The organism is Holophagales bacterium, from assembly GCA_016719485.1.
Taxonomy (GTDB): domain Bacteria; phylum Acidobacteriota; class Thermoanaerobaculia; order UBA5066; family UBA5066; genus UBA5066.
The window spans coordinates 34,823-53,123 of sequence record JADJZB010000025.1 but is presented as its reverse complement, the minus strand read 5'-3'; the positions used below and the strand labels follow the sequence as shown (position 1 = coordinate 53,123).

Sequence of the window (18,301 nt, the reverse complement as noted above, 5' to 3'; positions counted from 1 at the left end):
AGACTGTGCGCGCATGGCGCGCATCGTCATCGGCGTCGGGAACGACCTTCGCGGGGACGACGCGGCTGGCTGGGAAACGGTCCGCCGCCTCGCCCCCTCTCCTTCCCTCGTCCTTCACGAGCACGGAGGCGACGCTCCCGGCCTGATCGGGCTCTGGGGTCCCGACGACGACGTCGTGGTCGTCGACGCCGTCGTCTCGAGCGACCCGTCAGGCACGATCGTCGAAACCGACGCCGTCGCCGCGTCGCTCCCCGCCCACCTGAACTGGGCGACGACGCACGGCGCGGGAGTGGCCGAGGGGATCGAGCTCGCGCGGGCGCTCGGCCTGCTTCCCCGGAGCCTCGTCGTCGTGGGGATCTCGGCCAGGCAGTTCGAGCTCGGGGCGCCGATGTCCGCGGAAGTCGAGCGGGCCGTCCAGGACGTCGTCCGCAAGCTCTCGGAGTGAGAAAGGGGCTAACCTTCTCTTCGGGCAGACGGGGTCCTGTGAGCGGCAATCCCGCGGAGGTGCGCAGATGACCGACCTTCAGCTGACCTGGTTCCTCCTGGTTGGCGTTCTCTTCGTCGGTCATTCGATTCTCGACGGGATCGACTGCGGCGTCGGAACGCTGCTGCTGGGGCCCGGGAGAAGCGAGGAGGAACGGCGCCGCGCTCTCGGCTCCATCGGTCCCGCGACGTTCGGGAACGAGTTCTGGCTCGTCGCCGGAGCGGCGGCTCTCTTCACGGCGTTTCCGCCGGTACGAACGACCGTGCTCGCGGCCTTCGCGCCGCTCCTGGCGGCATTCGTCGTCGTCCTCGTCCTGCGCGCCGCGGCCCTCGGTTCGGGGCGGGCTTCCGAGGACGCCGAGCGGCCGAAGTCCCGGGACGTCGCGTTCGGCGTCCTGAGTGTTCTCGCCGCGTTCTTCCCCGGGCTCATTCTGGGCAACGTCCTTCGCGGCCTGCCTCTCGACGCGCAGGGGGGCTACGCCGGCTCACCCGGAGGTTTCCTGAACCCCTTCGCTCTCGTCCTCGGACTCGACGTCGTCGTGCTCTTCGCGTTGCAGGGCGCCTGCTGGCTGAACCTGCGGGCAGGTTCCGAGCCCGGGGAGCGCTCGCAGGACAGGGTGCTGAAGGCCTGGGTGGCCGTCGTGGCCGTGCACGGGGTCGCGGGGGTCCTTTCCCTCTGGGCGGCTCCGCACCTCTGGAAACCCTACCACCACCCCCTCACGTGGATCGCCCCGGTGGTCATGCTGGTTTCTCTCGTCGCCTTGCCTTTCCTCGTGAAGGGCGGGCTCGCAAGAGAGGCTCTCCTCGCGTCGTCGACGGTCCTCGCCGCGCTCTGGGCGATCGTCGGACAGGGGCTCTACCCCCGCCTCATCCCGGCGCTCGGCGAGGTCGGCCACAGCCTGACCATCGCGAATTCGGCCGCGACACCGACCGTTCTCACGTCCCTGCTCCTCATCCTGATCGCGGCGCTCACCCTCGTCGCCGGCTACAGCGTCTTCGTCTTCGTACGGTTTCGGCGTCCCGCGAGCTGAGGCCGGTCCCGGATTCCCGGTCCCTCTCCCCGGTCAGTCCTCCCTCGCCGACCCCTTACGCCGGGCGAGCTTCCTGAGTGCGGCGAGCCCCTCGCGATCCCAGCGGCCCTCTTCGTCCTTGGGGGTCTCGAGGATCTTCGGGACGTCGGCGAAGGCGGGCTCGGTCATCAGGTTCGCGAAGCCCTTCTCGCCGATGGCGCCGTGGCCGATCCGCTCGTGGCGGTCGACGCGGCAGCCGCGCTCCTTCTTCGAGTCGTTCGCGTGGATGACCTTGACGAGGTCGAGGCTGCAGGCGGCGTCGAGGGCATCCAGCGTCGCGCGCCAGCCGTCCTTCGAGACGACGTCGTAGCCGGCGGCGTGGACGTGGCAGGTGTCGAAGCAGAGGGCGAGGCGGGCGCGGCTGTCGGCGCGCGCGAGGATCGCTGCGAGGTGGGCGAAGTCGTGGCCGAGGCAGGCACCCTGCCCGGCGGCCGTCTCGAGGAGGACGGTGGTCTTCGAGGAGGGCGTCTTCGCCGCCGCTTCGTCGAGGCCGCGGGCGATCCGGTCGAGCCCCGCCTCCTCGCCATCGCCCCCGTGGGAGCCGGGATGGAGGACGAGGAAGGGGATGCCGTGCGCGTCGCATCGATGGATCTCGTCGACGAGCGCCTCGGCGGAGCGGGCGCGGACGACGGGGTCGGGGGAGGCGAGGTTGATGAGGTAGGCCGAGTGGGAGACGAGGGGAGCCAGGCCCGCCTTCGTCGCGGCATCCCGAAAGGCTGCGGCCTCGCCCGGGTCGACGGGCTTGCCGGCCCACTGGTTCGAGTTCTTCGTGAAGACCTGGAGGGTCCGGCAGCCGGCCTCGACGGCCCGGTCCACGGCGCGGGCGAGACCGCCCGCCGCGCTCATGTGGGCGCCTACGAGGGGTCCGGCGCCCGTGGTGCGCTTCGTCATGCGTCCCTCGACCGGGAGAGGCCCTTCTTGCGGAAGTGCTTCGTCAGGTTCTTCGAGAGGGCGACCTGCTTGGCGTAATTGAGGCTGAAGACGGCCGCGGGAAACCCGCTGGCGAAAAGGGGAACGGACATGAGCGAGAAGAAGATGTGCTGCGCCTTCTCGCGGGGCGTGTACTCGGGGTTCTTCAGGTCGGAGACCTGCCGGTAGTGCTTTCCGATGCTCCGGTAGACGTCTCCGAGGACCTTCGTGAAGCCCATCTCCGAGCCCCAGGAGAGGCACTCGCCGCGCCGGACCGATGCGAGGAACTCCTGCCAGGTCCGGCCGGGGGCCATCGTGAAGACCGACGCGACGGGGGGGTAGGTGTGGGCGTCCGAGCCCCCCACGAGGGCGAGGCTGCCCCTCTTCTCCTTTGCCACGATCATCAGGTCCTCTACGAGAGCGTTGTGCTGGTAGGCCATCGAGCCGTTCTTCACCTCGAAGACGTCGAAGAGCGTGAGCATCGTCTCGAAGAAGACCTCGGGGGCCTGGCGCATCCGGTACGACTGGAAGAGGTGATTGGCGGAGTAGAGGAGGTTCTCGGCCCGGAGATAGTCGACGAGCTCGAAGATGCTCCGGCGCTTCCGGTCTATGACGGCGTGCTGCTGCCGGGTGAGGTCGAAGACGTTGACGTGGATCCGGTGGCCGGTCTTCGGAAACCAGGTCTCCACCTCGACCGAGACGAAGAAGTCGTCGAGATCGGGATGACGGTCCTGGAACCTCAGGCACCCCTCGACCGTGTCGTGGTCGGAGAAGGTGACGAAGTCCATCCCCCGGGCCTTGGCCAGGCGGTAGACCTCGTCCGGGTCGTTGTAGGAATCGTGACTGTTGGCCGCCTTGAAGTACTTGAAGATGGACGCGTTGGTGTGGACGTGGAGGTCGGCCCTCGAAAGCGGGAGGGCGGGCGCCGCCGCCGGCTTGTGGGGCTTCGTTCCCCGGGAGTGTTCGGGCATGGAGACGGAGTCTCCCCGGCGGGGGAGCCGGGGTCAAGGCACGGCCCCTGCTAGAGTCCGGCGGAATGAGTGGCGTACTGGCACGGATCCTCTACGCCCTCCTCCTCGCCGGGATCCTCGGGGTGGCGGCCTGGATTTCGTTTTCCCGGTTCGTACTCGGCAAGGCGGAGGAGGTCCCCGACCTGACCGGGCGGTCGGTGGACGAAGCGACCGCACTCGCGGCCGAGCGGGGCCTGCGTGTCGTCGTGGACCGGTCGCAGGAGGCGTTCGACGAGGAGATCGCCGTCCACCGCATCCGGGGGCAGAGTCCCGCCGTCGGAATGGCCGTCAAGGCGGGACAGGACCTTCGGGTCTTCCTTTCCCTGGGGCCCGAGATCGTCCGGTCCCCCGACCTCGCGGGCCTGACGGCCCGGACGGCGGCGCTCGCTCTCGCGCGGGAGGGACTGAGGGAGGGGGCCGTATCGGCCATCCGCCTCCCCGGACCCCCTGGTGTCGTGGCGCAGGGAGTCGTCGCGGGCGCTTCCACCGAGCCCGACACACCGGTCGACGTCCTCGTGAACCGAGGGCCGGCGGACGTTCTCTACGTCATGCCGGATCTGATCGGGCGCGACTTCGAGAAGGTCCGCCTGGCTTTCGAGGCGCGAGGGTTCCGCCTTGGCGGCGTCCGGGAGCAGCCCTACGAGGGGGCCGCCGCCGGGACGATCCTGAGGCAGTTCCCGCTCGCGGGATCCGCCGTCGGCCTCAGGGATACCCTATCCTTCGTCGTCGCCTCGCCCGAGCCGCAGCCGGGCTGAATCCGGAGAAACGAATGTTCCAGAGAACCCTTCCCGTCACCGCCCTCCGCGCCGTCCTCGCCCTCGCCATCCTGGGCGGCGCGGCGTGCTCGACCACGGACCCTTCGAGCGTGACCCGCGAGCTCCTGACGATGTCGAAGGAGGAGGCGTATGCGCGCGGAGAGGCGCTGGTTGCAAAACGCAAGTACGAGGTCGGACGGCAGTACCTCCGTTTCGTGGCGGAGAACTACGCGAACGACGCTCTCGGCAAGCAGGCCGCACTGAGGCTGGCGGACTCGTTCTTCGAGGAGAAATCGGTCCTCGGCTACGTGGAAGCCCAGGGGCGATTCAAGGACTTCCGGAGCAGGTACCCCTCGCACCCTCGCTCCGACTACGCCCTCTTCCGGCTCGCCCAGGTGTCGGACCGGCAGTCCGAGAAGCCCGACCGGGACCAGGCGAATACCCGGCTCGCCGCCCAGAGCTACCGCGAGCTTCTCCAGAACTACCCGGTGTCGCCCTACGCGACCGAGGCCCGGGCGCGCTACAAGGCGATGCTCGACCTCCTCGCCGAGCACGAGTTCCTCGTCGCCAGGTACTATTTCAAGCGGAGCGCCTGGCAGGCCTCGCGCAAGCGCTTCGAGGGGCTCTTCGCCGCGTTCCCCGAGTACTCCAAAATGGACAAGGCTCTCTACTGGGCCGGGATCACGGAACGCAAGCTCGGCCGGGAGGAGGACGCACGGGCACTGTTCGACCGCCTCCGTCGGGACTTCCCGGAGAGCGGCTTCCTCCGGAAGCTCCCGAGGCCCGTGGCCCCTCCCGCAGCAGCCACGGCGGCGGCAGGGCTTTGAGAAACGGCGTCCTTGCGGTAACTTAGTGCCGAAAGTCCGGAAGAATCGAGCCGAGGCCGTCGGGCGCGGTCGCACCGTGGCGTCCTCGAGGAGGTCGGAGCCGTGAAGCGTACGTTTCTCGCCCCCGCGATGGTCGCCCTTTCCGCAGTCGTGCTCTCTCTCCCGGTCGCCGGTGCCGGTACCCGGCGGCTCCCGGAGGCGGCCCCCCTGCCCGTTCCACAGGAGGCCGTCGAAGAGCCGGCGGTGATCGAGGAGCTGTCGGCCGACCGCAGTACGAGGTCTCAGCCTTTCCCGGTCGGGTTCGAGGACGACATCTACTGCGCGGGCTGGATCGGTGTGGAGAACGAGCCCGTGACCGGCCAGATTGCTGCCGCCGAGTACGAGGACAGTCGCCACATGTTCGGGGTGGGAGACATCATCTACTCCGACGTCGGCGCGCGCGAGGGCCTGATGGCCGGCCAGGAGTTCCAGGTGATCCGCCCGGGCCACGAGGTCTACCGCGTGGATTCGTACACCGACACGATCGGCCGCTTCTACCACACGCCGGCCCGCCTGAAGGTCGTCTGCGTGCAGGACACGACGGCGATCCTCGAGATCACCGAATCGTGCGAGCCGTCCTACATCGGCGACCTGCTGATTCCGTTCGAGCCGATCCCGATCCCTCTCGTGAGGTCGAGCGCGCCTCTCACCCAGTGCGACCGGCCGTCCGGGAAGATCACCGGCCACATCGTCGAGGTCAAGGACCGCGCGACGCCCGTCGGGGCCGACTCCGTCGTCTTCCTCGACCTCGGAGAGCAGGACGGCCTGTACCCGGGAGACTTCCTGACGATCTACCGCACGCGAAACGACAGCGGGACGATCCGCACGCTGCTCGGGGAGGCCGCCGTGCTCTGGACGAAGGGCCGGACCTGTGTCGCGAAGGTCACGTCGATGGTCGACTACATGGGCCGCGGCGACTTCGTCGAGCTGAAGTAGCGCGAAACGCCGCGGGTGGGTGACCGGCGACCGCCGCGGCGTTCCTCTCCGCGCCTCCCCGTGATAGGTTCCTTTCCCTTTCGCCCCCCAGGGGGGGGCTCACTTCGACGCGGAGGATGAGGTCACAGTGACGCTCGACGGACAGCTACAGCGGATCATCGACGAGCTCGTATCCAAGGGAATCCCGCTCGAGACCGCGAGAAAAGAATTCGAGAGGAAGTACGTCGTGACGGCGGTGACGCGCGCCTCGGGGAACATGGGCGCGGCGGCGAGGTCCCTCGGCATCCACCGCAACACGCTCCGCGCGAAGATCTCGCTCCTGAGGCTGAAGGGCCCCCTCAAACGCCGCGACCACGCGTAAGAGATCTGGGGAAACCCGGACCGCCGGGTTTCCCCAGGCCCCCGGGCCGCCCCCCCCCCCCGGGGCCCGGCGCCCGGGCCGGCGCCCCCCCCCCCCGGGGGGGGCGCCCCGCCCCCCCCCCCCCCCCCCCCCCCCCCCCCCCCGCGCGGCGCGCCCGCGCCCCCCCCGCCCCCGGGGCGGGCCCCCCCCCCCCCCCCCCCCCCCCCCCGCCCCCGCGCGGCCCCCCCCCCCCCCCCCCCCCCCCCCCCCCCCCCCCCCCCCGGGCCCCCCCCCCCCCCGCGGCCCCGCGCCCCCCCCCCCCCCCCCCCCCCCCCCCCCGGGGGCCCTCCCCCCCCCCCCCCGGCCCCCCAGGCCGGCGCTCGTCGCGCCGGCCCGCGTGTCCCCGGCGAGACGGGGATCAGGCCATCATCCTGAGCCGCGCGATGCGGGTCTCCAGCGGCGGATGCGTCGAGAAGAAGCGCATCAGGCCTCGCGGGTGGCCGGAGATCTTGAGCGTCTGGACAGCGACGTGGCGGTCCGCCGGGTCGACGACGCCGACCGTTCGCTGCAGGCCCTCGAGGGCCGCGATCATCCGGTCCCGGCCCGCGAGCTGCGCTCCGCCGGAGTCGGCGCGGAACTCGCGGAGCCGCGAGAACCAGGCGACGACGACGGAACCGAGGATCGAGAAGGCGATGTCGAACACGAGCGTCGCGACGAAATAGACGAGGTGGGAGACCCCCCCGCCCTCCTCGTCGCGGCGGAAGAGCTGGGCGACGAAGAACGCCACGACGCGGGCGAGGAACATCGTGAACGCGTTCACGACGCCCTGGATGAGCGTCATCGTCACCATGTCGCCGTTGGCCACGTGGGCGATCTCGTGCCCGAGGACCCCTTCCACCTCGTCGCGGCGCATGCGCCGCAGTAGCCCGGTGGAGACGGCGACGAGCGCCCGGTTCTTCGTCGGACCCGTAGCGAAGGCGTTCACCTCCTCGGAGTCGTAGACGCCGACCTGGGGCATCGTCCTGAGGCCCGCGGCCTGGGCCAGACGGTGGACCGTGGAGACGAGCTCCTGTGCGGCCGGGTCGGGTGTGCCCGGGTCGACGAGCTTGACGCCCATGCCCCATTTCGCCATGACCCGCGAGAGGCCCAGCGATATGAACGCTCCGCCGAAGCCCCACACGAGACAGAAGACGGCGAGCGATCCCAGGTCGAGCCCGCGTGCCGTGAGGTAGGGGCGGACGCCGAGGACGCCCAGGACGACCGAGATCGTCGTGACGACGAGAACGTTGACGGCAAGGAAGAGGAACACGCGCTTGGCGATCTTCATGACGGATTCACTCCCGTTCGACGGTGTGCGAGGCGCTCCGCGGAACTCCGGTCGGGCCGCGTCGCGGCCACGGTCGTCCTGAAAACGCGGAAGGGGGGGCCGCTATTCCGCGCGCCCGGAGCGGCCGGGGGTCACTTGGGCGAGGAGGGCGTGTTCCCGGAGCCGGTTCCCGCCGGGGGGTCCTTCTTCTCGGAGTCCTGGCCGCCGTCCTTCACCGCCTGCTTGAAATTGCGGATGCCCTCGCCGATCCCCTTCCCGAGCTGCGGGAGCTTCCCGACGCCGAAGAGCAGGACGATGATGGCGAGGATGATGAGGAGTTCCGGGATTCCGAGGTTGGGCAAGAGGGGCCTCCTGAGGGTCGGGATGATACCCCGTCAGCCGGGGAGGAACGCCAGGAGCGGCCGGTAGGGGCCGTCGGGACGCGTCCAGAGGCGGACCGCACGAGCAGCGGCATCCCGGTGGGGGCGGTACACCTCGCGGTCGAGCGCGAGCATCTTCTCGAACGTGCCGAGGACCTTCCAGGCCCTCTGGAGAAGGACGGATTCCGCGTACGCGTCGCCGTGGGCCGGGGCGAGGGCCCCCGCCCGCTCGAAGCGGAGGGACACGGCGTCGTAGTCGGGAGGGCCGAACCGGAGGTCCTGAAAATCGATGACGGCGAGGGCGCCGTCGGCGGTCCGCATCAGGTTGTTGGCGTGGAAGTCACGGTGGGTCGGCACCGGATCGCCCACGAGAGCCGGATCCGCCGCATCGCGGGCGAGCCGTCCGGCGAGCTCCTCCCAGAGGGCCGAGCGGTCCGGCGGGAGTGGCGCGCGGCCGTCCCGCTCGAGGGCCCAGCGTCGGGTGTGGGCCAGCTCGGCCCCGAAAAAGGCCGCGTCGAAGGGCGGGTTGAGCCCCGCAGCGCTCCTGGCGATCTGGCGAAGGGGCACGAGAAGCTCCTCGGCCTCGTCGAGCAGGCGCTCGCGCTCCTCGGCACCGGCCTCCAGGATCTGGCCGGCGAGGTCACGGTCCCCGAGGTCCTCGACGAGGGCGACGCCCGAGGCGGGATCGTCGTCGAGGAGGGCCGGAACGCGGACCCCGGCGCTTGCAAGGGCTGCGCCGATGACGCGCCAGCGATCCTGCGCCGGCGAGGCCGGAGCCGGGTACAGGACGAGGACGACGGGAGCCCCGCCCTTCGAAGAGAGGCGGAAATAACGCCTCTGGCCCACGTCTCCCGCGAGCGACAGGGCCGGTCCGGCCGGGGGAAGTCCGAAACGGGAGCGCGCGGCGGCGATCCGCACGCTCTCCTCGGCGGGGGACGGGAGCGTCACGCCTTGTCGGGGGTCTGCTCGACGAGCTCGACCTTCAGGATTTTCTGGTACGCGCGGGGCTTCCCGCCGCTGCGCGGGTCGGACGTGTCGGCATTCGACTCGGTGACGATCCGGTCGACGACGTCCATCCCCTTCACGACCTCGCCGAAGACGGTGTACTGCCGGTCCAGGAACGGCGAGTCCTTCACGACGATGAAGAACTGGGACGACGCCGAGTCGGGGTCGCTCGCGCGGGCCATCGAGAGGACGCCCCGCTTGTGGCTCGTGTCGTTGAACTCGGCCTTGACGTTCAGGGGCTTGCCGGCCTTGTCGGTGTTGCCGCCGGTTCCGAAGAGAGCGTCCTTGGAGGGGTCCTTCGTGAAGGGGTCGCCCCCCTGGACCATGAAGTCGGGGATCACGCGATGGAAGAGCGTCCCGTCGTAGAAGCCGGCGGCAGCGAGGTCGACGAAGTTCTTCACGTGGCCGGGGGCCTTTTCGTTGAAGAACCGGATCGTCACGTCTCCCTGGGAGGTCTTCAGGACCGCGAGGGTCTTCGCGTAGTCGCGGGGCTTGGACGACACCTTTTTCTCCTTCTTCTTCGGGGCGGCCTTCTTCTGCTGGGCGGCGGCGGCCTCGGCCGGGACGCTGAATGCCCCCGCGAGCGCGAGACCCATCCAGAGGGCGAAGGCGAAACGGACGTGTCGATTCGCGAGCACGGGGACCTCCTTCTCCATCCGGCGCGATTCGCCGGTGCCGCCTTGTTCCGGCAGCCGGGCGGCCGGATGATACCTTCGGCGGAGCCGCCATGAAGATCGCCGACACGTTCCTCGCCCTCGTGAAGCGCGCCTCCACGGACCTCGACGTCGAACGGATCAGCGAGGACGTCCGGGTCTTCGCGCTGCGCCACGAGGGGCTCCCCACCCGGCGCAAGGCCCTGTTGATGGTCGACGCGACCGCGCGCAAGGCAGCCCTCGTCGGCGCGGCCTCGAGCGCACCCCCCGGCTGGGCGGCCGCCGTCGCGACCGCGCCCGAGCTGGCGGCGCTCATCGTCCTGCAGAGCCGGATGATCGTGGGGCTGCACCTTCTCTACGGCGGGGAGCTCGAACCGGAGGAGCGGGCGCTGGAGATCGTCGCCGGCCTCGCGTCCGGCGCGGGCCTCTCGGTGGGGCGCCGGCTCACGGTGAGGCTCGCCGAGGAGCTCGCGAAGAAGCTCGCCGCGAGGGCCCTCGGCCGCTCCTTCGCGCACTTCGTACCGCTCCTCGGTGTCGTGGCGTCGGCGGCCCTCAACTACGGCGTCGTGCAGGCGGTGGGCCGGGCGGTCGTCGCCCGCGTGGAGCGCAGGTGGGGCCCGCCGGAGATCCCGGGCAGCGGACCGGTTCTCGACGCCGCGGGGCGGATCGCTTGACGCGCGGCCTCGCGCCGGCGGACGTCGTCGTCGCCGGCGGCGGTATCGCGGCGGCGGCCCTCGCCCTGGACCTCGCCCGGCGGGACCTGACGGTCGACCTTCTGGCCGGCATCCGGGCCGGGCTTCCGTCGGCGCCCGGGGGCCCGGTGGCGGCCCAGGCGACGGTGGAGGCCGTGCCCGAGGCGCTCGCCGACCTCGCGCTCCTCTCCCGGCACCTCTTCTCCGACTGGCTCTCGGCCCTGGAGGAGGAAACGGGACTGCCCTGCGAATACGACGAGCGCGGCGCGATGACCGTGGCCCTCGACGACGCCGAGGAAGTCCTCCTGGACCGCGCCCTCGATGCACAGCGGTCCCGGGGGATCCACTTCGAGGTGCTCGAGCCCGACGAGGCGCGTGGGCGGGAGCCCGCGCTCGCGGCGTCGGTCCAGGCCGCGTTCTCCTTTCCGCGCGACGGCGTGGCGAGGGCCGGTCGGGTGGGGCGGGCCGTCGTGCTGGCGGCGCGCGCCGCGGGCGTGAGGGTCCACGAGGGGAACGCCGCGCTGGGGGTGACCCTTTCGGCCGGGCGGGTCTCCGGCCTCGAGACGGCGGCCGGGCACCTCCCGGCCGAGTCCGTCGTTCTCGCGGACCGGGCGGGGCCGGGCCGGGTGGGTGGAACCGCGCACGTCCGGTTCGCCGGCTTCGTGCGGCCGTGGCTGCGGCTGGACGCCACGCGCGATCCCGATCGGCCGACGCGGCTCCTGCGTTCGCGGGGGGTCTCCCTGGTCCCCCGTCGCGACGGCTCGATCCTCGCGCTGGGACGGCCGGAGCCGCTCCCCGGAGCGGGATGTCCGGGCGCGGGCTCGCTGGCGGCGCTCCTGACGGAGGTCCAGCGCCTCGTCCCGGCATCCTCGGGCTGGACGTTCGTCGAGACGGGGGCGGGCCGCGAGTTTTCGGCGCCCGATCGACTTCCCGTCGTCGGCGAGACGTCCACTCCCGGCCTCTTCGTGGTGGCGGGCTGGGGGCCGGACGAGCTGCTCCTGACGCCTGCGGCGGCAGCCGTGGCGGCCGACCTCGTCACGGGGCAGACCCCTCCCCTGGCGGCGGCTCCGTTCTCGCCAGGTCGAATGGGAGCCTGACGGGGGCGGAATGGTATTCTGCCAGGCTATATATTCGAGACGGCGGGCGACTCTTGGGAGGCGCGCCCCGTGCCGCTCTTGATGGAGGACCCGAGATGATGCGTGAGGCTTTCTATTCGGCGGTGCGGGGAACCGCGGACGTCGCCTGGAGGGGGTTCCAGTGGGCCAACCGGAAGGTGCCGGCCCGCTCCTTCCAGCCGGCGTGGTCGCCCGAGCCGCTGCCGAAAAGCCACGAGCGCAGCAAGCCGCCGCTCGGCTTCCCGAGGAGAACCGATTCCCTCTGCCCGGTCTGCACGCGCGAGGTGCGCGACGCCATCGTGAAGGGCCAGGAAGACCTGCGCGCCCTGATCGACGGCCACCCGGGCGAGATCCCGGCCGACATCGTCCAGCGAGGGCAGGAGATCTGGATGGTCAAGACGTGCCCGAAGCACGGCACGTTCGAGGACCTGATGTCGAGTGACATCGACTTCTACCGCCGGCTCGAGGGGAACTTCTTCGGGCGGGACGTGAAGATCGGCAAGGACAAGCTCCACGAGCACGGCTCGTCGTCGATCCGCTACGGCCGCGGCGCGGTCCTCACCGTCGACCTGACGAATCGCTGCAACATGATGTGCAACCCCTGCTTCATGGACGCCAACCAGGTCGGCTACGTCCACGAGCTGACCTGGGACGACCTGAAGCAGATCCTCGACAACGCGGTCTCCATCAAGCCGAAGAGGCAGGTCTCGGTCCAGTTCTCCGGCGGCGAGCCGACCCTCTCTCCCTACTTTCTGCAGGCGATCCGCTACTCGAAGGAGATCGGCTACTTCGCCGCCCAGTGCGCCTCCAACGGTATCCGCTTCGCGCAGGAGCCGGAGTTCGCGAAGGCGGCGGCCGAAGCGGGTCTGCGCCTCGTCTACCTCCAGTTCGACGGGGTGGGGAACGAGCACAACCAGCACCGGGGCGTCGACAACCTCTACGACGTCAAGCTGCGCGCCCTCGAGAACCTCAAGGCCGCCGGCGTCGACGTGACGCTCGTCATCACGATCGTCAACTCGGTCAACAACGGCCAGGTCGGCGACATCATCCGGTTCGCGATCAAGAACATCGACAAGATCAACGCCCTCTCGTTCCAGCCCGTCTCCTTCACGGGCCGCGACGAGGAGATCGACGACGAGACGCGGAAGAAGCAGCGCTACACGCTCTCGCACCTGGCCAGCGACGTGAAGACCCAGGCCGGGCTCGGCGAGCCGATGCGCGACTGGTTCCCGCTCTCGGCTTCGGGTCCGTTCTCCGACCTGCGCGACCTCCTCGGCGGCCTCGAGGCCGAGTGGGGCTCGCTGAAGTGCGGCTGCCACCCGAACTGCGGCATCGCGACGATGGTCCTCGTCCACGAGAAGACGGGCGACGCGGTCCCGGTCACCCAGCTCCTCGACGTCGACCAGCTCCTGCGCGACCTGACCGTCATCACGGACGCGGCGCGCGGGCGCTTCCTCACGGTCCTGCAGGCGGCCCTCGCCACGGCGCGCAACATCCGGCCCGCGGGCGTGCCGAGGAACCTCGGTGTCCTCGAGACGCTGAAGATCATGGACGGCCACACCGGCAAGTCGATGGGGATCGCGAAGGAGGGGCGCTACCCGTGGCGCGTCCTCCTCGTGGCCGGAATGTGGTTCCAGGACCTCTTCAACTACGACTTCCGCCGCACCGAGATGTGCATCATCCCGTACGGCACGCAGCTCGGCGAGATCTCCTTCTGCGCCTACAACACGGGCGCCGGGTGGAGGCAGATCATCGAGGAGATGCACCAGACGGCCACGCTCGCCGACTGGTACCGCGACAAGGGGCGGCACCCGATCTACGCCGGGGGCAAGGCGGTTCCTCTGCCGACGTACCGGCCAAAGCCAGCGACCGCGCCGGAAGAGCTGCCCCAGGCCGCGAAGCTGGGCGTCGGGATGGCCTTGCCGTCGTTCGGGACGGCTGCGGGCAAGTAGGGCTTCAGGAAGGTGGGCGGGGCGAAACGTCCCGCCCACCCGGGCGCCGGAGACCGCGCCATCGGCGCCGGTCGAACGCCCGGGTCCGTCTGCTCAGGGTCTCCAGGTCACCGAGTTCCTCGGCCCCTCCCACACCGTCACCTCCTCGAGGCGCGCTCCGTCCTTCAGGTGGCCGGAAGCGCGGATCTCGTCCGCCACCCAGAGGGCGACGTTCTCGGCGCTCGGGTTCTTCCCGTCGAACGGCGGCACGGAGTTGATGTCGCGGTCGTGGAGGCGCGCGGCGAGCTCCCGCACGAGCCGCTCGGTCGGAACGAAGTCGACGGAGAGGTCGTACGCGCCGAGCGCGTCGGTCCCGAGGGCGACCTCGATCTTCCAGGAGTGGCCGTGGACGGGCTCCGGCCCGCCCACGTAGTCGCGCAGGTGGTGGGCGGCCTCGAAGGTCGCATGGCAGCGGATGGTGAAGGGCATGACGAGATGCTACGCGGCCCGGGGACGGGGGGGCGGGAGATCTCGAAGCCCGCGCCGAAAGGTGCAGCGCGAGGCATCAGGGTACGAAGCAGCCCGAGCCGCCCCGCGAAAGGAAGACCGTCCTCGAAGCGCTTCCCCGGGCGGGTCAGGGAGCGACTCTCCGCCAGCTCGTCCGATCGTCGAGGATCTCGACGATCTCCGTATGGGTCTGAAGAAACTGGTAGATAGCCGTCCCTCGAATCGAGGGGTCCTCGGTGTCGCGGAAGAGGATCATCGTCCCGGGCGCGCTGGCAATCGCTTCGACGACACGGCCGTCGGCACCCTCCTTGTTCACGCAGTCCCAGAGGTACGTGTTCACGTAGACCCCCCCTGGCAGCGCCGTCCGGCTCCTGACGTAGAGCGTGTCGTAGGGAACGTTGAAGAGGACGAGGGAATCCCCCGGAGACCCTCCGGGCCACGATCGCGTCGAACTCGCGTCCGATCTCGTCGTTCCAGAACCTCGTCGGCGCACCGACCTGCGAGAGGGCGAGCGGTCCTGCGCCGAAGAACGCGACGCCCGCGGAGACGACGACGAGCGCCGCGGCGACGCTCGTCGTCGCGAGCGTCAGGACCGGACCCGGCCGAGCCCGCCGTCGGGCGAACGTGACTCGCAGCACGCGGAACGCCCGGACGGTAGCGAGAGTCGCGAGGCCCAGGGTCGCCGACAGGTGAAGGAGGTCGGCCCTCGGGTAGCTCATCCCGAAACAGCCGACGACGAGCCACGGAAGAGGGGACCGAAGCCGGCCGCGGCGCGGGAGGGACATGCGCGCGAGGAGGAGGGCGGGAACCCCGAGCAACGGTGCGACGGCTTCATGGAGGACCTCGAGGCTGATCGGATTCAGGTTGTCCTTCGCCCTTCCCATCTGGATCGGGACGAGGAGCGTCCAGCGGACGTGCTCGACGGTCCCGAAGACCGCCGCCCATCCGGCCGCGAAGACACCGTAGGGGGCGCAGATCGCGATTGCGAGCAGCGCGACCGTCCCGGGCGAGCGCCAGCGGCTCCTCAGGAGGACCCACGCGAGGGCGGCGAGGGAGACCCACGCTGAGGTCTGCTTCACGAGGACCGCGAGCCCGAGGAGGATGCCGCCGGCGACGAGGTCGGTCCTGCGCCCCCGGCGCTCGAAGCGCTCGAGGAGGAGGACGCCGCCGAGGAGGATGGGCGCCATGAATGGATCGGGCCAGAGGGCCGGACCGTCGAAGTAGACGATGCCGAGGGCGAGCAGAGGGACCGCTGCCACCGCCGCGATGACCGGCTCTCGAGCCGCCCGTCCCGGCCTGTTCCCGAGGACGACGAGAGCCGCCGTCGAGGCGAGGGATAGCCCCACGAGCGAGGCGAAGAGGATTGGTCCGAAGCCGACGAGCGCGCCCCCCGCGGCCGTGATGAGGATCAGGAGCGGCGTGTGTGGAAAGAAGATCTGGTCGTAGAGGCGCCCCCGTGGGCGAAGTAGGCCGGCGCGGCGATCTCCGGCCAGGCACGCCTCGAGGCAGGGCGACCGACGCGAGCGGCGCGAGGCGACGACGCCGGAGCGCATCCGGCGCAGAAGGCCGGCCGCCGCGCTTCATCCGCCGCCCACAGCGGCATGCGGCGCGGCCGCCGGGCCGGGCAGGCCGGAGGACCGTCTCCTCGCGGACGACGCGGATGACGTGCTGGTCCTCGGGGGCGAGGCCCCACGTCGTCTCGATGAAGCGTTTCGGCGTCGTGGCGCCCTCTCCCGCGAGGAGGAGGCGCTGCGTCATCTCGTCTCCGTTCGGCATCGTGAAGCGGTAGACGGCCTCGGTCGCGGCCTTGCCGAGGGAGCGCGCGCCGGCGGGCAGCTCGGTCCAGCCGAGGAGCCGCATCCCGGGAGGAAGGCGTTCGTTGACGGCGGCGAGGAACTCCGGTGCGAGGGTGTCGACGACGTCGAGGTCGAAGAGCTCGTGCCGCGACTCCTGGCCGAGCGGGAGCGCCGGCCCCATCGACAGCCGCAGGTGCGGGTTGAAGCCCTCCGTGTAGCGGACGGGGACGCGCGCGGCCCGCAGCGCCCGCTCGAGGATGTCCATGACGTTGCGGTGCGAGAGGTAGCGGGCGTCGCCGAGCTTCTCGAAGGAGACGCGCCACGTCTTGGCGATCGCCGCGCTCTCGCTCGCGCCTCCGCGGTGCCTCCGCCGCTCGCGGAGCGGCAGGAGGTCGGGCGTCGCCTTCATCCGGTAGGCCGCCCCCTTCGCCTTGTCGGCGTACGCCGAGCCGCGCCCCTCGTCCCGTGCGTCGGCGACGCCGCTCGCGACGCCGGCGGCAGGAAGGGGCCGCCGGGGCCACGGCCGCGGAGCCCCGGGACCCGGGGTTCCAGGCCGCGACGGCAGCGCAAAGGAGAACGTCTCGGGCATGCCGCTCGCGAGGACGGTGTCCTCGCCGTTGCCGGGCACGCCGCAGGCATAACAGTGTCCCCACTTGCAGTCGTCGGTCGCCATCTCCTGGAGGGCCTTCTTCCACTCGACGACCAGGAAGGGCTTGCGGATCGAGGCGTCGACGACGTCCCAGGGGAGCGTCTCCTTCAGGTCCTTCTCGCGGAGGTGGCGCGCCTTCGGGATCCCCGCGGCCTCGAGCGCCTCGGTCCAGCGCTGCCAGGAGAAGTGCTCCGACCAGCCGTCGAACTTGCCGCCCCTCTTCCAGACCTCGAGGAGGGCCTTCGACATCCGCCGGTCGCCGAGCGAGAGCATGGCCTCGATCTCGGCCTCCTTCGGCTCGTGCCACTTCAGCTTCGCTCCCCGGACGGGGCGGAACTTCTCTCTCAGGTAGGCGAGCTTCTCCGTCAGCGCATCGACGCCGTCGAACGCGGACCACTGGAACGGCGTGAAGCTCTTCGGGACGTAGGAGCCGATGGAGACGTGGACCGTTGCCCGAACGCCCTTCTTCCGCCCTTCTGCGAGGATGTTCGCCACGAGCGTCACGAGGTCGTCGAGGTCGGCGGTCGTCTCGGAGGGGAGGCCGATCATCGTGTAGACCTTGATGAGGTCCCATCCACGCTCGAAGGCGACGCCCGCGGCCTTCACCATGTCGTCGTTCGTGAACGTCTTGTTGATGACGCGCCGGAGACGGTCGGAGCCGGTCTCGGGGGCGAACGTGAAGCCCGACTTCCTCACCTCCGAGACGGCGTCGGCGAGAGCGACCGAGAACGCCTCGGCGCGCAGCGACGGGAGCGAGATGGAGACCTTCGTCTTCGCGAGCTCCGGCGCGAGGCACGCGACGAGCGGCTCGATCTGCGAGTAGTCGGCCGAGGAGAGGGAGAGGAGGCCGACCTCGGACCAGCCCGCCTCGTCGATGAACGCCTTCGTCATCCGGGCGACGTCGGCGGGGTCGAGCTCGCGCACCGGGCGGTACCAGTAGCCCGCCTGGCAGAAGCGGCACCCCTGCGTGCAGCCGCGCATGATCTCGAGGCCGAGGCGGTCCTGGACGATGTCGACGGACGGGACCATCGGCTTGTCGGGGTAGACCGCCGGGTCGAGCTTCTCGACCCAGACCCGCTTGGCCCGCTCGGGGACTCCGGGCGCGTTCGCGACGTACGAGACGACGCGGTCGCCGCCGCCGTCCACTCCGTCGTAGGTCACGTCGTAGAGGGATGGAACGTAGATGCCGGGGCAGGCCGCGAAGGCGAGGAGCCTTTCGCGGCGCGGCAGGCGCCGGGTCGCCTTCACCGCGTCGAGGAAGACGCCGAGCGCTTCCTCGGCGTCGCCGATCAGGAAGACGTCGAAGAAGTCGGCCACCGGCTCGGGGTTCGCGACGCACGGCCCGCCGCCGATGACGACCGGATCGCCGTCTGAGCGGTCGGCCGCCAGGACGGGAATCCCCGCGAGGTCGAGCATGTTCGGCACGTTGGTGTAGTTCAGCTCGCTCTGCAGGGAAAAGCCGACGACGTCGAAATCGCGCACGGGGGCGCACGACTCGATGGAAAAGAGCGGGATCGCCTCCCGCCGCATCACCTCCTCGAGGTCGACCCACGGCGCGTAGCTGCGCTCGCAGGCGAAGCCCTCCCGGCGGTTCACGATCTCGTAGAGGATCTTCGTACCGGTGTGGCTCATCCCGATCTCGTAGGCGTCGGGGAAGGCGAGGCAGAGCGTGAGCTCGGAGGCGGCGAGGTCCTTGCGGACGACGTTGCGTTCCAGGCCGAGGTAGCGCCCGGGGCGCTCCACGCGAAGAAGGAAGGGCTCGAGTCGGGGGCGGAGGGAGTCGAAACGCATGAAGGACCTTTCCGAAAACCACGCAGTTTAGTCCGGGGGGAGCCTTTGCCCTCGCCGCGGCCCGGATCGATCGACGGATTCGCGTATCAGGCCCCTTCCCCGGGGGA

Annotated in this window: 18 protein-coding genes; 9 read left to right on the top strand and 9 right to left on the bottom strand. The window is 70.6% G+C overall.

Annotated elements, in window-relative coordinates:
• Positions 1-13: 13 nt before the first annotated feature.
• The gene (locus IPN03_17550) at positions 14-445 is read left to right on the top strand and encodes a hydrogenase maturation protease (GenBank protein MBK9375469.1); all 432 of its coding nucleotides are present in this window, start codon (positions 14-16) and stop codon (positions 443-445) included.
• Between the two features lie 67 nt (positions 446-512).
• Positions 513-1,514 carry a cytochrome d ubiquinol oxidase subunit II gene (locus IPN03_17545; protein ID MBK9375468.1) on the top strand — a complete coding sequence of 334 codons (1,002 nt, stop codon included), beginning with the start codon at positions 513-515 and terminating at the stop codon, positions 1,512-1,514.
• Positions 1,515-1,547: 33 nt separating this feature from the next.
• On the opposite strand, the gene IPN03_17540 is transcribed toward IPN03_17545, so the two are convergent.
• Positions 1,548-2,444 (bottom strand): deoxyribonuclease IV, encoded by an 897-nt coding sequence (locus tag IPN03_17540; GenBank protein MBK9375467.1) that lies wholly within the window; start codon positions 2,442-2,444, stop codon positions 1,548-1,550.
• Positions 2,441-3,433: a hypothetical protein gene (locus tag IPN03_17535; protein MBK9375466.1), complete on the bottom strand. Its 993-nt coding sequence runs from the start codon at positions 3,431-3,433 to the stop codon at positions 2,441-2,443. Before IPN03_17535 ends, IPN03_17540 begins: the two co-directional genes overlap by 4 nt.
• 65 nt (positions 3,434-3,498) lie before the next feature.
• On the opposite strand from IPN03_17535, the gene IPN03_17530 reads away from it, so the two are divergent.
• The 4 genes from IPN03_17530 (at position 3,499) to IPN03_17515 (ending at position 6,390) form a co-directional block, all read left to right on the top strand.
• Positions 3,499-4,227, top strand: a complete 729-nt coding sequence (locus IPN03_17530; protein MBK9375465.1) for a PASTA domain-containing protein — start codon at positions 3,499-3,501, stop codon at positions 4,225-4,227.
• Between the two features lie 14 nt (positions 4,228-4,241).
• Positions 4,242-5,054, top strand: coding sequence for an outer membrane protein assembly factor BamD (gene bamD, locus IPN03_17525; protein MBK9375464.1), 813 nt, complete (start codon positions 4,242-4,244; stop codon positions 5,052-5,054).
• A gap of 102 nt (positions 5,055-5,156) precedes the next feature.
• The gene (locus IPN03_17520; protein MBK9375463.1) at positions 5,157-6,029 is read left to right on the top strand and encodes a hypothetical protein; all 873 of its coding nucleotides are present in this window, start codon (positions 5,157-5,159) and stop codon (positions 6,027-6,029) included.
• A gap of 127 nt (positions 6,030-6,156) precedes the next feature.
• Positions 6,157-6,390 (top strand): hypothetical protein, encoded by a 234-nt coding sequence (locus IPN03_17515; protein MBK9375462.1) that lies wholly within the window; start codon positions 6,157-6,159, stop codon positions 6,388-6,390.
• Positions 6,391-6,787: 397 nt separating this feature from the next.
• On the opposite strand, the gene htpX is transcribed toward IPN03_17515, so the two are convergent.
• The 4 genes from htpX to IPN03_17495 form a co-directional block, all read right to left on the bottom strand.
• On the bottom strand, positions 6,788-7,696 hold the full coding sequence (htpX, locus tag IPN03_17510; protein MBK9375461.1) for a protease HtpX: 909 nt from the start codon (positions 7,694-7,696) through the stop codon (positions 6,788-6,790).
• A 131-nt stretch (positions 7,697-7,827) separates the two neighbouring features.
• The gene (gene tatA / locus IPN03_17505; protein ID MBK9375460.1) at positions 7,828-8,037 is read right to left on the bottom strand and encodes a twin-arginine translocase TatA/TatE family subunit; all 210 of its coding nucleotides are present in this window, start codon (positions 8,035-8,037) and stop codon (positions 7,828-7,830) included.
• 33 nt (positions 8,038-8,070) lie between these two features.
• Positions 8,071-9,003, bottom strand: a complete 933-nt coding sequence (locus tag IPN03_17500; protein ID MBK9375459.1) for a phosphotransferase — start codon at positions 9,001-9,003, stop codon at positions 8,071-8,073.
• The gene (locus IPN03_17495; GenBank protein ID MBK9375458.1) at positions 9,000-9,656 is read right to left on the bottom strand and encodes a peptidylprolyl isomerase; all 657 of its coding nucleotides are present in this window, start codon (positions 9,654-9,656) and stop codon (positions 9,000-9,002) included. The genes IPN03_17500 and IPN03_17495 overlap by 4 nt, the downstream gene beginning before the upstream one ends.
• A gap of 131 nt (positions 9,657-9,787) precedes the next feature.
• Between IPN03_17495 and IPN03_17490 the strand changes: the two genes are divergently transcribed.
• From IPN03_17490 to IPN03_17480, 3 genes are all read left to right on the top strand, one after another.
• The gene (locus tag IPN03_17490) at positions 9,788-10,387 is read left to right on the top strand and encodes a hypothetical protein (protein MBK9375457.1); all 600 of its coding nucleotides are present in this window, start codon (positions 9,788-9,790) and stop codon (positions 10,385-10,387) included.
• Entirely contained in the window at positions 10,384-11,502 is a 1,119-nt protein-coding gene (locus IPN03_17485) for an FAD-dependent oxidoreductase (protein MBK9375456.1), read from the top strand. The genes IPN03_17490 and IPN03_17485 overlap by 4 nt, the downstream gene beginning before the upstream one ends.
• A gap of 95 nt (positions 11,503-11,597) precedes the next feature.
• Positions 11,598-13,472, top strand: a complete 1,875-nt coding sequence (locus IPN03_17480; GenBank protein ID MBK9375455.1) for a radical SAM protein — start codon at positions 11,598-11,600, stop codon at positions 13,470-13,472.
• A gap of 93 nt (positions 13,473-13,565) precedes the next feature.
• On the opposite strand, the gene IPN03_17475 is transcribed toward IPN03_17480, so the two are convergent.
• The 3 genes from IPN03_17475 to IPN03_17465 all read right to left on the bottom strand — a co-directional run bounded on the left by IPN03_17475 (position 13,566) and on the right by IPN03_17465 (position 18,194).
• On the bottom strand, positions 13,566-13,940 hold the full coding sequence (locus tag IPN03_17475; GenBank protein MBK9375454.1) for a 6-carboxytetrahydropterin synthase: 375 nt from the start codon (positions 13,938-13,940) through the stop codon (positions 13,566-13,568).
• 145 nt (positions 13,941-14,085) lie between these two features.
• The gene (locus tag IPN03_17470; GenBank protein MBK9375453.1) at positions 14,086-14,298 is read right to left on the bottom strand and encodes a hypothetical protein; all 213 of its coding nucleotides are present in this window, start codon (positions 14,296-14,298) and stop codon (positions 14,086-14,088) included.
• Between the two features lie 491 nt (positions 14,299-14,789).
• On the bottom strand, positions 14,790-18,194 hold the full coding sequence (locus IPN03_17465; GenBank protein ID MBK9375452.1) for a TIGR03960 family B12-binding radical SAM protein: 3,405 nt from the start codon (positions 18,192-18,194) through the stop codon (positions 14,790-14,792).
• Positions 18,195-18,301 lie beyond the last annotated feature (107 nt).

Coding starts and splice junctions, on each gene's coding strand:
- IPN03_17475 (MBK9375454.1), bottom strand. CDS start 13,940: ATGCCCTTCACCATCCGCTGCCATGCGACCTTCGAGGCCGCCCACCAC.
- IPN03_17495 (MBK9375458.1), bottom strand. CDS start 9,656: ATGGGTCTCGCGCTCGCGGGGGCATTCAGCGTCCCGGCCGAGGCCGCC.
- bamD (MBK9375464.1), top strand. CDS start 4,242: ATGTTCCAGAGAACCCTTCCCGTCACCGCCCTCCGCGCCGTCCTCGCC.
- IPN03_17480 (MBK9375455.1), top strand. CDS start 11,598: ATGATGCGTGAGGCTTTCTATTCGGCGGTGCGGGGAACCGCGGACGTC.
- IPN03_17465 (MBK9375452.1), bottom strand. CDS start 18,194: ATGCGTTTCGACTCCCTCCGCCCCCGACTCGAGCCCTTCCTTCTTCGC.
- IPN03_17490 (MBK9375457.1), top strand. CDS start 9,788: ATGAAGATCGCCGACACGTTCCTCGCCCTCGTGAAGCGCGCCTCCACG.
- IPN03_17530 (MBK9375465.1), top strand. CDS start 3,499: ATGAGTGGCGTACTGGCACGGATCCTCTACGCCCTCCTCCTCGCCGGG.
- IPN03_17545 (MBK9375468.1), top strand. CDS start 513: ATGACCGACCTTCAGCTGACCTGGTTCCTCCTGGTTGGCGTTCTCTTC.
- IPN03_17535 (MBK9375466.1), bottom strand. CDS start 3,433: ATGCCCGAACACTCCCGGGGAACGAAGCCCCACAAGCCGGCGGCGGCG.
- IPN03_17540 (MBK9375467.1), bottom strand. CDS start 2,444: ATGACGAAGCGCACCACGGGCGCCGGACCCCTCGTAGGCGCCCACATG.
- IPN03_17550 (MBK9375469.1), top strand. CDS start 14: ATGGCGCGCATCGTCATCGGCGTCGGGAACGACCTTCGCGGGGACGAC.
- htpX (MBK9375461.1), bottom strand. CDS start 7,696: ATGAAGATCGCCAAGCGCGTGTTCCTCTTCCTTGCCGTCAACGTTCTC.